We start from the raw sequence: 12,357 nt of genomic DNA, 5'->3' as shown, positions 1-12,357 counted from the left end.
AAAATTCAATCCAAAAATTTTGCTTTAAGCTCTGGTGTTGGGATCATACAACTCTCTTTTTTACCAAACCATTTATAGCGGTTGTTTGCAATGCCATTATAAACGGCATCTCGAAATCCTTTTGGAAGAATTTTGAAGATTTTTAGACCTTGATAAAAACCACTTAGATCCTTTGAAATTTCTAGGGCTGCATCAGACTTTTCATACCAGGCAATACCGGGTTCAATTAGAATGATCGAATCTAAATAATTAGGATCGATATTTCGCTCTTCAAGAAGTTGACGACCAAGATCACTTTGTAAAGATGCAAAGCGAAATTGGTCGTTTTTATCATGTTTTATAATGAATATTACGGCATCATTGCATAGATTGCAAACACCATCAAAAAGTATAATTTTCTTATTTTTAGGGATATTCATTAAGATTTTTTCATGGCTTGCACCAATTCTAATTTTTCTATATCCACCTGTGTGGTAAACATTCCATAATTAACCGTTGCTTTTCCTTTTTCGATCTTGTCTAAGGTTCCAACACTACGGCTGTCTTCAAGACGAACACGATCACCAAGTTTTACCGTAGCTTTTGGCTTGTTTGCTTCTTTTTTAGCCTCGATCTCTTCTTTCTTTTTCTCTTCTTTTTTCTTTTGTCGAATTACTTCAACTTTCTTTTCGGCTTCAGCCTTTATTTTTTCCTCGCGTGCTTTTTCCGCTTTTCGCTGTTTTGCGTTTTGTTTTTTTCGCTTAGAATTTTCTATTGCAACCATCTTCAAAAACTCACCAATAAGCTCTTTTTTGTTATTGTTGGCAAAGAATTTTTCACTGATATCATTTACTTTTTGTCCCAAATAGATCATTCGCTGATTGGTATCAAAAAGCTCCTGGTAATCTTCTAATTTCTGCTGAATACGTGCATTGGTTTCTTCCAGCTTATCCTTTTGTACTGCAGCCTTTTGCTCTTTTTGTTTTAAAGAATCGGTTGTTTTTTGAAGTTTACTGCGCTCTTGCTGAAGTTTGGCAATACTTCTGTCAAAACGAATTTTACCACGCTCTACCTTTTTCTTAGAACGATTGATTAGGCTATACGGAATTCCGTTTTTCTGAGCAACTTCAAAAGTAAAGGAACTTCCGGCTTCACCCACACGAAGCTTAAACATAGGTTCTAAACTTCTGGAATCAAAAAGCATATTTGCATTGCTCATATTGGGCAATTCGCTGGCTAATTTTTTCAGGTTAGCGTAGTGTGTGGTTAAGATTCCAAAGCTTTCTTTTTCGTAAAAAACTTCAAGAAAAGTTTCAGCCAAAGCACCACCAAGTTCAGGATCACTACCGGTACCAAATTCGTCAATTAAAAAGAGAGTTTTATCGTCACACTTCCGCAGAAAATAATTCATATTTTTTAAACGATATGAATAGGTACTTAAGTGATTTTCGATCGATTGATTATCACCAATATCGGTTAAAATCCTATTGAAGAACGAAACCCGACTAAATTCGTGAACCGGAATTAAAATTCCGCTTTGCAGCATTAACTGCAACAAGCCAACCGTTTTAAGCGTGATACTTTTACCACCGGCGTTGGGCCCTGAAATTACTACAATGCGATTATCTTTACTTAGATCGATATCCTGTGGATAGGTTTTGTTTCCTTTTTTGTTATTGCTGATCAATAATAAAGGATGATAAGCTTCTTTTAACTGAAGTTCCTGATCTGCCGTGATCGTTGGTAATATTCCGTCGATCTTCTCGGCATATTTTGCCTTTGCAGCAATAACATCGATTTTGGTAAGTAATTTTTGATACTGAATTAAAAGCTCCCTAAATGGTCGAACAAATTCGGTGAGCTCTTTTAAAATTCGGTTTACTTCCTCTTTTTCTTCATACTGAAGATTATTAAGTTCTCGCGTATATTGAAAAGTTGATTCTGGCTGAATAAAAACAATACTTCCCGTTTTGGAGCTTCCCATAATTCCGCCCTTCACCTTACGACGGTACATGGCTTTTACCGCTAAAACTCGTACATTTTCTACAACACTTTCTCTAATGTCATCTAAATATCCATAAGAGGAATAGGTGCTTAAAGCACTATTAAAACTTCCGTTAATTTGTCCTTTTACTGAATTGATCTTACGCCGCAGACTTTGTAAAAGGGGAGAGGCATCATCTTTAATATCGCCAAAACGATCTACGATTTTATTTACCTGATCGATAAGAACTGTGGTATATTCAACCTCTGAAACTGTTTGATGCAGGTTTGGATAAATTTGCTGAAATTTATGAAAATAGCGAAGATGCGTATTTACCGTTTCAGAAAGTGTAGCGATTTTTCGAAAACCTGAAACCTCTAAAATAGTTTCTTCAATATTCAATAATTTGAGCTCATTATTTATTTGATCGAAACCATGATTTGGGATTGGCGTTTCCTGTAGTTTGGAACTTACATATTCATTAGTCTGATGTAATCCAAAATAGGTTTTTTTATAGGTTTTAAATGGCTTAATTTCTAATGCTTTAGCTTTCCCCGGGTCTGTTACACATAATTCGCTTATCTGCTCTCTAACTACCGGGAATTCTAAATCTGCAAGGCTTTTTTCTGTAATCTTTATCATAAACAATCCCTCATAGAGGGTTTAATTTTCAACTTTGATCGATTGCTTTTTAAAACCGACTTATTGAAATTATAATTTGTGTTTTTTCTTTCTTATTGCTTTTGCTTTGTTCCAAAGCTTATTTAAATTTTCCTACTTTTGAAACACTGCAAATTTACTTAAAATTATAATGAACGTAAATATTAACGAAGGCTGGAAAACGCATTTAGATACCGAATTTGAGAAAGATTATTTTAAAAATCTCGTAGAATTTGTTAAAAATGAATATTCAAACTTTAATGTGTATCCAAAAGGCAAACATATCTTTGCAGCTTTTGATCATTCTAGCTTTGAAGATACCCGAGTGGTGATCTTAGGGCAGGATCCATATCATGGTCCGGGGCAGGCAAACGGACTATCATTTTCGGTAAACGACGGTATTCCCCATCCACCTTCTTTGATGAACATTTTTAAAGAAATACAAACCGATACCGGTAGCCCAATTCCACAAACAGGTAATTTAGAGCGTTGGGCAGATCAGGGTGTTTTACTGCTTAATGCTACGCTAACCGTAAGAGCGCATCAGGCAGGATCGCACCAGGGCAAAGGATGGGAGCAATTTACAGATCGCGTAATAGAAATTGTTTCCGCAGAAAAAGAAAATGTTGTTTTTATGCTTTGGGGCGGTTACGCCAAGAAAAAAGCTAAAAAAATTGATGCCTCAAAACATCTAATTTTAACCAGCGGACATCCTTCTCCTTTAAGCGCAAATCGTGGATATTGGTTTGGAAACAAACATTTTACAAAAGCTAATGAATATTTAGAAGCTAACGGTAAAAAAACTATTATTTGGTGATCTTAGAAGTTATATCTAAGAATTTAGATTTTAGAGAAAAATTAAAAAAGAAATTTATCTATCTTTTAGTTTTTATGGGAACATGAAATTCTGTTCTTGTATTTTCTCCATTAATCTTGAAATTGACTTTAATAGAAACAGTATCAGACTTTAGAATATTTTCAGGTACATTTATTTCTGTTTTAGTAACTCCATTTTTGGTTTCAAGTATTCTTATACCCATACCAATGATAGAACTTGTTTTGGGATCGATATTTGTCCATTCAAAATTCGTCTTAATTGGGGTGTCGTAAATAAGATAATTATGCCCGCTGAGAATTTTCATTTCCACCCCACTTTTTCCCTTGTTGAACGAATATGATCCGGAATCTGAATTCTCATTTTTATATTCTTTACAAGAAATTAGAACAAGAATTGCAATACTAGATTTGAAAATTGATCTTATCATTTAAGATTTGCTGAAGTGAAATCTAAAGAGAATATCTACAAATTATACAAAATACAGGAACTATCGATAGTATTAGAGATAAGATCTAGTTTTAATAATTGCTGCTGAACTTCTTCCAGGTCTTCTTCAGAAATTTGATGCTGACTCCAACTCGTAATTTCCATCCATTTTCTGATATCTTCGATCTTTTGTTTGTAGCGTTCAGCAAAAACCTTATCGATGCCAGGAATATTTAAAATTTCAGAAGATTTTTTATTTACGATATCGGTCATTTTTCGAACATCGGCATAATCGAATTTGAGTACTTTATTTTTAACAGCGATCACAAAACATGGCCACGGAGTAGGGCAGTCGGCTACTCGGCGAAAGGTTTTATTATCTACAAGTGGTTTTGTAGTAAAGTGTTCCCACATAAAATAATCGGCTCGTCCTTCTTTTAAAGCTTCAATTGCACCATTTATATCTCCAACAATTTCAAATTCTAAGCTTGAAGGATCCCAACCCTGATTTTGGGCATTTACATAAGCCATTAATTGAGAACCAGATCCCACACGGCTAATGGCTACTTTTTTGCCTTCAAGATCCTGAATGTTTTGATATTCTGAATTAGCATCTACATGAATTCCCCAAATTAGTGAAGAACCAATATAAGATTGCACAATTTTAGCTTCGTTTCCAGAAATAATATCTTTTACAGCTCCCTCGGTAAGTAAAACGGCAACATCTATTTCGCCACTTCTTAAGGCCCTTGTCATCGCACCGGTGCCATCTGGAAAATCCTTCCAGATCACATTTATATCTTCGTTTTTAAATTCGTCGTTTTCAATACATAAGTGCCATGGAAGGTTGAAGTGTTCGGGGACTCCGCCTACTTTGAGAGTTTTCATATTTTATGTTTTTGTTTAAGGTAGTCATAAATTGAATATTGCGACCGATTAAGCTTAGCCGATTTTTTAGCTTCTACGTATTGGTTAGTCTCGCCGGCATCCTGAATTCTGGCCTTCACATTATCACTCAACTGAATTTCAAGAATATCTTTTAATTCGCTAAAAACATCTTCATCATAAATTGGCGTAACCACTTCGATCCTTCGATCTAGGTTTCTGTTCATCCAATCTGCACTTCCAAAGAACATTAGTTCTTCTCCGCCGTTTTCAAAAAGATAAATTCTGCCGTGTTCTAAATAACGATCAACAATACTCGTAATATAAATATTTTTGCTTAAACCTTCAATTCCTGGGATCAAACATGTGAAACCTCGCACTAAAAGTCGAATTTCTACACCGGCTTCACTGGCTTTGTAAAGAAGATCGATAATTTCATAATCTTCTAAACTATTCATTTTAGCAGTAATTTTAGCCTTCTTTCCCATTCGGGCATTTTCGATCTCATTATAAATAAGTGTCGTGAATTTTTGCCTGGTTGAAAATGGAGAAATTAGCAGGTGTTTTTCTCGAGGAACAATAAGCTCACCTTCTAACACCATAAAAAGCCTCGCCATTTCTTTTGTAAGATCGTGATTAGCAGTAAAAAGTGCGTGGTCGCAATAGATCTTAGACGTTTCGGTATTGAAGTTACCGGTACCTATGTACGAATAATTTACAAGATCATTACCTTCCTTCCTGGAGATCATCATGATCTTTGAATGAACTTTGATCTTAGGATAGCTATAAATTACATTAGCGCCCTTTTCTTCAAACTTTCGTCCCCAGATGATATTATTTTCTTCATCAAAACGAGCCTTTGCTTCTACAAAAACAGTTACTTTTTTACCTTTTTCTAAAGCTTCCAGTAAGCTACTGGTTAGCGGTGAATTATCAGCAACACGATATAACGAAATTTTGATTTGTGTTACATCTTCGTCCTTTACCGCAGCATCTAAAAACTGCTCAACATATTTAAAAGACATATAAGGGAAATGAACTAATTGATCTTTTTCTTTTATGGTTTCAAATAAGTTGGTAGCATTTTCTAATGTTTTGTGGGCTAAAGGCGGTAATTCCTCAAAATGAAGATCTGGGTTATTAGTTGGATCTTTTAAGGATAAAAAGTCTTTGAAATTATGATATTTCCCACCGGGCATCATATCGATTTTACCCAGATTAAGTAAATGTCTTACTTTTTTCTGAACTTCTTTAGGCATTTCAGCATCGTAAAGTAATCGAGTAGGCTGTCCGTCTGTTCGTTGTTTTAAGCTATCGTAAATCTTTTCAGCAAGAACACCTTCATACTGATCTTCGATATAAAGTTCGGCATCTCGACTTAGTTTTACCTCATAAATACCAGTGATCTTATCTTCAGAAAATAAACAGGGTAACTCGCTTCTTACAATTTCATCCAGGTAAGTAAGCATATTTTTTCCGTGTTCAAAATATACAAAACGGCCACACTGATCTACCGGAATGTTTACAACACCTAATTCATTTTCATTTTCAAAAGTGATAAGAAAATAAAGCATCGCGTTATCCAGGAAAAGATCGGATTCTTTACTAATATCAACTTTTTTAATGTCAAGATGTTCCTTAACACAATCAATAAAATAAGAATTAGCAAATTCTTGTTGTTTTTTGGTAAAATGTTCAGAATCTACAAGATGAATATCATTCGCTGCTAGTTCTGGTAAAATTTGTTTGGTGTAAATATCGCCAAAACGGTCTTGTTGTTCTTTTACCTCTTTTAAGATTTGCTTGGTAAGTCGGTTTGGTTTTAAAGCAAGCTTTTTTCGAATACTTTTTTCGACACGTTTCATTTGTCGAAGTTGTGAAACGCGAACTCTAAAATACTCGTCCAAATTCGATGAAAATATGCCGAGAAATTTTATACGCTCAAAAAGTGGATTTAATTTATCTTCTGCTTCCTGTAAAACTCTTTCATTAAAATATAGCCAATTAAGGTCCCGATGTCTAAATCGATCTTCGGTAGGTTGTTGCATTTTTAGTTCACTTGTGTTTAACCAAAAATACAAAGTTGACCTTTGTTGGTATTCTAATTTTCTGTTAAATAAGGCTTAGGAAGTAAGCTTATCTAAACAATAACCAATAAGATTTTCCATTGTTTTCTTAGGAGTGCTGCTAAATTCTCCCGTGGCACGATTCGCCAGGATCACATTCATAGAAACAGCATGATGTCCTAAAAGTTTAGACATCCCATAAATGCCAGAAGTTTCCATTTCAAGATTAGTGATTTTTTGATCTAAATATTTAAAATGGGACAGTTTAGCATTCATATTATCGTCCTGTAAGCCAAGACGAAGAGAGCGTCCCTGTGGCCCATAAAAACCGATATTTGTAGCGGTAATTCCTTTAAAAATATCTTCGGAATCTAATTTTTGCTGAAGTGTCTTACTGTTTTCAACCAAATAAGGATTTGCTTTTTTCTCAAACCAGTGCATATGCTCAATAAATGCTTCTGAAAATGCCGAATCTAAGAATTTTTCACTCTGGTAAAAATGAAGCAAACCATCAAAACCAATAGCTTTTTCGCTTAATAAAAATGAATCGATAGGAATATCTGCTTGAATACTTCCGGTAGTGCCAATTCTAATGATATCTAGTGATTTTAGTTGTTTTTTGACTTCTTTTTTTTCGAAATCAATATTTGCTAACGCATCAAGTTCATTAAAAACGATATCGATATTATCGGTGCCAATTCCTGTTGAAATTACCGTAATTCGTTTACCGCGATAGGTTCCTGTTTGCGTATGAAATTCTCTTTTTTTGATGCTGAATTCTACTTCATCAAAATGCTGAGTCACTTTATCTACACGATCGGGATCGCCTACCGTAATTACAGTATCTGCTAAATGTTCTGGTCGTAAATTTAAATGATAGATGCTACCATCTTCATTCAGAATAAATTCAGAAGCTTGTAAGGGCATGTTATAATTTTAATAATTGGTGTACTTCAGGATCATAAAGGAAATCATACATTTTGGCTCCGCCAAAAACATCTTCGTTCTTTAATTCTCTGTAGAAATTCTTTTTGCCATCGAGTATTAAATGGCCTTTTTCGGTAAGTTTAATTTGGTTTTCTTCCGCAGCGTAAAAAATAGAAAGCTTCTCGAGAATTCGTTTCATTTGAGCATCGCTATAACCATAATAGCCTTGATATTCTAAGGCATATCCCATAAGTTGCGTGTAGTTATGGATATCTCGTTCTCTAATTAAGCGTAAAATATTTCGCTCTAAAGAATTTATACCGGTTACGCTGTTAGGAAAACGTTCGATATGAGCTCTAATACAACTGGATAAATATTCAAAATTGGTATTGGTTTTTATTTGTCTTTTTAGCAGCAAAGGATTATCACTACAATACATTTCCCACATAAGATTAGCAACCTCAAGATCATTTTCTATTAATAAGATCTTGTTATTATAATGATTTAAAAGCTGTTTTTCTGATAGCTGGGAAAGCGGAGTTAGTTTCTCGTCTCCTTTCAATTTTTTGCTACACACTAAATAAAATGGGACATCTTTTTTATGTTCTGTAATGTAGCTAATGGTGGCTAAAACATTAATATGACAAAAAAGATCGAATTCAAACCATAAGATAATATGGTCGTAGTCTTCGATCTTTTTTAGTTTTTTTACTTCTGAAACAAATTCATTTTGATAATCTTCGCCTGAAATTCCGTAATAAGTATTTAAAAATTTCTTTCTAATCTTTACAAACTCAGCTGAACCGACTTCCTGCACGGTAGGTCCTTCACATAACATTTCTCGCCAAACTACCTGTTGGCCTGGCAAATCAAGATCTGCCACGCTTTCTGCAAGGCTGTCTCCGTTTATAATATGTAAAGGTTTTTTATCCAAAATTATCCACCAACTCGTTTTACATTATATCCTTCTTTTTTAAGAATTTGCATTACTTTCTCACGATCGTCACCTTGTATGATAATCTCACCATCTTTGGTAGAGCCGCCCACACCGCACTTCTTCTTTAAAAGTTTGCCCAATGCAACTAGATCTTCATCGGGACCTACAAATCCTTTCACTATGGTCACGGTTTTACCACCGCGGCCTTTATTACTAAAATGAGCTTCAAGACGCTGGTCTTTTGGTTCCAGGTTTTCTTCCTGTTCATTTTCTACGTAATCATTTTCATCAAAATCATCATTCGTAGAAAAAACAAATCCGCCTAAATCCTCTAGTCCTAATTTCTTTTTAGCCATAAATTACTTTTTCAATAATCCAATTTCAACAAGACGCTGGTGTAAAAATTCTCCTGCGGTAATATCTTCGTAATGTTTTGGATTTTCTTCGTCGATACATTCTTCTAAACAATCTAAAGGCATTTCACTACGTGGATGCATAAAGAACGGAATAGAATAGCGTGGTTCGCTCCATTGTTCTTTTGGTGGATTAATAACCCGGTGAATTGTAGATCGCAATTTATTATTAGTATGGCGTTCTAGCATATCACCAACATTAATTACCAATTCGTCTTCGCCAGGAACAGCATCGATCCATTCACCATCTTTTCTTAATACCTGTAAGCCACCGGTAGAAGCTCCCATTAACAATGTAATTAAATTTATGTCACCATGAGCACCGGCGCGAACCGCTCCTTTAGGCTCTTCGGTAATTGGAGGATAGTGGATAGGTCTTAAGATAGAATTCCCGTTACTTGCCCAATGATCAAAGTAAGTTTCTTCTAAACCAATATAAACAGCAAGTGCTCGTAGTACGTAAATTCCTGTTTTTTCTAACATGCGGTAAGCTTCCATACCTACATGATTAAAATCTTTTAATTCTGAAACCTGAACATTTTCAGGGTATTCTTCTTTAAGGTTTGCATCTTCTGCAGGTTCTTGTCCAAAATGCCAGAATTCTTTAAGATCGCCCTCTTTTTTACCTTTAGCATGTTCTTTTCCGAAGGAAATATAACCACGTTGGCCAGCTAAACCTTCGATCTCGTATTTTTGTTTGGTTTCTACCGGAAGATCGAAAAAAGCTTTTACCTCTTTGTATAATTCTTCTACCAGTTCGTCGCTTAAAAAATGATTTTTTAAAGCTACAAAACCAATTTCTTCGTAAGCCTTTCCTATTTCATCAACAAACTTTTGCTTTCTCGCAGGATCGTCTGATACAAAATCTGCGAGATCTACGCTCGGTATATTAGTCATTGCCATTTAATCTCTTTTTTATTGATAAAGCACACAAACTTAATGAAAAAAAGGCCAATTTCAACAGTATTTAAGACTTAGCTAACACATACGATAGCTGTATGTAATATTAAAATTACGTATTTTAAATGATATAATAATCTAAAGGGATCATGATTTTTTGCTGAAGATGATAGATTTCTCATTTTCTAATTGGTTACATTTGAATATAATTCTTCGCTATGGATCACCTTTCTACTGAAATGATTTTTGACTCTGAAGCCTACTCAAACGACTTCTTGATTAATCTTTATAAAAGTCTTTTAAAACCGAGGTTGATAGAAGAGAAAATGCTCATTTTATTACGACAGGGAAAGATAAGTAAATGGTTTGCAGGTATTGGCCAGGAAGCAATTGCGGTTGGAGTAACGTCTGTTCTAAAAGAAGATGAATATGTCTTGCCTATGCACCGTAATTTAGGTGTTTTTACAAGCAGAAATATACCATTGCACCGTTTATTCTCGCAATGGCAGGGAAAAATGAATGGTTTTACCAAAGGTAGAGATCGCAGTTTTCATTTTGGAAGTCAGGAATATAAGATCATAGGCATGATCTCTCACCTTGGTCCTCAAATGGGAGTAGCAAATGGAATTGCTTTAGCGCATAAACTAAAACGAGAAAACAAACTTTGTGCTGTATTCACAGGAGAGGGCGGTACCAGTGAAGGCGATTTTCATGAGGCTTTAAATATTGCTTCCGTATGGGATTTACCTGTTTTATTTTGTATTGAGAATAATGGCTACGGTTTATCTACACCTACAGACGAGCAATATCGTTGTGAGCATTTAGCTGATCGAGCGAAGGGATATGGCATGGAATCGCACATAATCGATGGAAATAACATTTTAGAAATTCATTCGAAATTGTCGAATATCGCTAAAGAGGTTCGCGAAAATCCGCGACCAGTTCTTATCGAATTTAAAACTTTTAGAATGCGAGGTCACGAAGAGGCCAGTGGCACGGCTTATGTTCCAGATGAACTTTTAGCCCATTGGCAACAGAAAGATCCAATCGTAAGATATGAAAAGCATTTATTGGATTGCGGAATTTTAAACTGGGATTGGGCCGAGCATATTAAATGGGAAATAAAACAGGATATTGAAGCGCATTTAGCCATTACTGCGGAAGATGATTTTCCTAAATTTATTGAAACTACCGAGTTAAATGATGTTTTTCAATCGGTGGAAGATCAACTTTTTGAAATTTCCGAAGAAAAAACAGAATTACGTTTTATAGATGCCATAAGCGATGCTTTAAAAATTGGGATGCGAAAATTTCCAAACTTGATCTTAATGGGACAGGATATTGCAGATTATGGCGGTGTCTTTAAGATCACAAAAGGATTTGCAGAAGAATTTGGCAAAGAACGGGTTCGAAATACCCCGATTTGTGAAAGCGGAATTATAGAAGTAGCAGCGGGCTTATCGATTAGTGGAATGAAGGCTATTGTAGAAATGCAATTTGCAGACTTTGTAAGTTCGGGGTTTAATCCTATTGTGAATTACCTGGCAAAACAACATTATCGATGGGGGCAAAATGCAGATGTAGTGATTAGAATGCCATGCGGTGCAGGTGTAGGAGCAGGGCCATTTCATAGCCAGTCTAACGAAGCCTGGTTTACAAAAGTTGCGGGATTAAAAGTCTTATATCCTTCAAACGCCAGTGATGCCAAAGGATTATTACTTGCAGCAATTAATGACCCTAATCCGGTTTTATTTTTTGAACATAAGGCTTTATACAGAACGCAGAAAGAAGATATTTGTACGGGACATTATATTACAGATATCGGTAAAGCGAATATTGTAAAATCTGGTTCTAAATTAACTATTATTAGTTATGGTGCTGCGCTACAGGAAGCTTCAAAGATCGTCGAAGAAGAATCTTATGAAAATGTAGAGATCATTGATCTAAGAACACTTCAGCCTTTGGATACTAAAACTATTCTCACTTCAGTAAAAAAGACTGGAAAAGTGATCATTCTTACAGAGGACTCTTTATTTGGAAGTATGGCTTCAGAAATAGCAGCTCAGATTAGCGAAAATTGCTTCAAATTTTTAGATGCGCCAGTTTTCAGAATAGGAAGTTTAGAGACGCCTATTCCGTTTAATTCGGCTTTAGAAACTGGGTATTTACCATATCAAAGATTTCAGGAAAAAATAAAAGAATTAATAGAATATTAATAAATAATATTTTTTAGCAGAATCTAATTAAGAATTGTTAACAACACCTCTGTTAAAGTATTAATAATCTTTTGTTCACGGTGAATCCCTATACTAATTTAGGCTTAGCTAATCAAAATAATCTAT

At 35.0% G+C, this 12,357-nt stretch carries 11 protein-coding genes; 2 read left to right on the top strand and 9 right to left on the bottom strand.

The features are described from left to right. Nucleotides 1-5: 5 nt before the first annotated feature. Both INR75_RS14765 and INR75_RS14760 read right to left on the bottom strand, forming a co-directional pair. Entirely contained in the window at nt 6-419 is a 414-nt protein-coding gene (locus INR75_RS14765; protein ID WP_092540905.1) for a thiol-disulfide oxidoreductase DCC family protein, read from the bottom strand. Continuing rightward, nucleotides 419-2,605 (bottom strand): DNA mismatch repair protein MutS, encoded by a 2,187-nt coding sequence (locus tag INR75_RS14760; RefSeq protein ID WP_223089375.1) that lies wholly within the window; start codon nt 2,603-2,605, stop codon nt 419-421. Before INR75_RS14760 ends, INR75_RS14765 begins: the two co-directional genes overlap by 1 nt. A gap of 169 nt (nt 2,606-2,774) precedes the next feature. On the opposite strand from INR75_RS14760, the gene INR75_RS14755 reads away from it, so the two are divergent. After that, nucleotides 2,775-3,440, top strand: coding sequence for a uracil-DNA glycosylase (locus INR75_RS14755; protein WP_223089374.1), 666 nt, complete (start codon nt 2,775-2,777; stop codon nt 3,438-3,440). A 58-nt stretch (nt 3,441-3,498) separates the two neighbouring features. Here the strand turns inward: INR75_RS14755 and INR75_RS14750 are convergent, their stop codons facing one another. The 7 genes from INR75_RS14750 to INR75_RS14720 all read right to left on the bottom strand — a co-directional run bounded on the left by INR75_RS14750 (nt 3,499) and on the right by INR75_RS14720 (nt 10,012). Then, on the bottom strand, nt 3,499-3,765 hold the full coding sequence (locus tag INR75_RS14750; RefSeq protein WP_223089373.1) for a hypothetical protein: 267 nt from the start codon (nt 3,763-3,765) through the stop codon (nt 3,499-3,501). A 158-nt stretch (nt 3,766-3,923) separates the two neighbouring features. Then, the gene (locus INR75_RS14745; protein ID WP_223089372.1) at nt 3,924-4,775 is read right to left on the bottom strand and encodes a substrate-binding domain-containing protein; all 852 of its coding nucleotides are present in this window, start codon (nt 4,773-4,775) and stop codon (nt 3,924-3,926) included. Further along, nucleotides 4,772-6,820 carry a polyphosphate kinase 1 gene (gene ppk1, locus INR75_RS14740; RefSeq protein ID WP_223089371.1) on the bottom strand — a complete coding sequence of 683 codons (2,049 nt, stop codon included), beginning with the start codon at nt 6,818-6,820 and terminating at the stop codon, nt 4,772-4,774. The genes INR75_RS14745 and ppk1 overlap by 4 nt, the downstream gene beginning before the upstream one ends. Nucleotides 6,821-6,895: 75 nt before the next feature. Beyond that, nucleotides 6,896-7,765 carry a nucleoside phosphorylase gene (locus tag INR75_RS14735; protein ID WP_223089370.1) on the bottom strand — a complete coding sequence of 290 codons (870 nt, stop codon included), beginning with the start codon at nt 7,763-7,765 and terminating at the stop codon, nt 6,896-6,898. A gap of 1 nt (nt 7,766) precedes the next feature. Continuing rightward, nucleotides 7,767-8,699 (bottom strand): DUF1835 domain-containing protein, encoded by a 933-nt coding sequence (locus INR75_RS14730; protein WP_223089369.1) that lies wholly within the window; start codon nt 8,697-8,699, stop codon nt 7,767-7,769. A gap of 2 nt (nt 8,700-8,701) precedes the next feature. Continuing rightward, nucleotides 8,702-9,058, bottom strand: coding sequence for a translation initiation factor (locus INR75_RS14725; protein ID WP_092540890.1), 357 nt, complete (start codon nt 9,056-9,058; stop codon nt 8,702-8,704). Nucleotides 9,059-9,061: 3 nt separating this feature from the next. Next, nucleotides 9,062-10,012, bottom strand: a complete 951-nt coding sequence (locus INR75_RS14720; protein WP_223091949.1) for an isopenicillin N synthase family oxygenase — start codon at nt 10,010-10,012, stop codon at nt 9,062-9,064. Nucleotides 10,013-10,233: 221 nt separating this feature from the next. Between INR75_RS14720 and INR75_RS14715 the strand changes: the two genes are divergently transcribed. Continuing rightward, the gene (locus INR75_RS14715) at nt 10,234-12,231 is read left to right on the top strand and encodes a thiamine pyrophosphate-dependent enzyme (RefSeq protein ID WP_223089368.1); all 1,998 of its coding nucleotides are present in this window, start codon (nt 10,234-10,236) and stop codon (nt 12,229-12,231) included. Nucleotides 12,232-12,357: the final 126 nt, after the last annotated feature.

Origin of the sequence: Zunongwangia sp. SCSIO 43204 (assembly GCF_019904275.1) — a bacterium.
Lineage (GTDB): Bacteria > Bacteroidota > Bacteroidia > Flavobacteriales > Flavobacteriaceae > Zunongwangia > Zunongwangia mangrovi.
The sequence above is the reverse complement of the archived record's forward strand: the minus strand, read 5'-3'. Positions and strand labels throughout refer to the sequence as shown.

What these genes read in the sequence shown, in the direction of transcription:
- INR75_RS14765 (WP_092540905.1), bottom strand. Translation starts at nt 419, where the DNA reads ATGAATATCCCTAAAAATAAGAAAATTATACTTTTTGATGGTGTTTGC.
- INR75_RS14760 (WP_223089375.1), bottom strand. Translation starts at nt 2,605, where the DNA reads ATGATAAAGATTACAGAAAAAAGCCTTGCAGATTTAGAATTCCCGGTA.
- INR75_RS14755 (WP_223089374.1), top strand. Translation starts at nt 2,775, where the DNA reads ATGAACGTAAATATTAACGAAGGCTGGAAAACGCATTTAGATACCGAA.
- INR75_RS14750 (WP_223089373.1), bottom strand. Translation starts at nt 3,765, where the DNA reads ATGAAAATTCTCAGCGGGCATAATTATCTTATTTACGACACCCCAATT.
- INR75_RS14745 (WP_223089372.1), bottom strand. Translation starts at nt 4,775, where the DNA reads ATGAAAACTCTCAAAGTAGGCGGAGTCCCCGAACACTTCAACCTTCCA.
- ppk1 (WP_223089371.1), bottom strand. Translation starts at nt 6,820, where the DNA reads ATGCAACAACCTACCGAAGATCGATTTAGACATCGGGACCTTAATTGG.
- INR75_RS14735 (WP_223089370.1), bottom strand. Translation starts at nt 7,765, where the DNA reads ATGCCCTTACAAGCTTCTGAATTTATTCTGAATGAAGATGGTAGCATC.
- INR75_RS14725 (WP_092540890.1), bottom strand. Translation starts at nt 9,058, where the DNA reads ATGGCTAAAAAGAAATTAGGACTAGAGGATTTAGGCGGATTTGTTTTT.
- INR75_RS14720 (WP_223091949.1), bottom strand. Translation starts at nt 10,012, where the DNA reads ATGACTAATATACCGAGCGTAGATCTCGCAGATTTTGTATCAGACGAT.
- INR75_RS14715 (WP_223089368.1), top strand. Translation starts at nt 10,234, where the DNA reads ATGGATCACCTTTCTACTGAAATGATTTTTGACTCTGAAGCCTACTCA.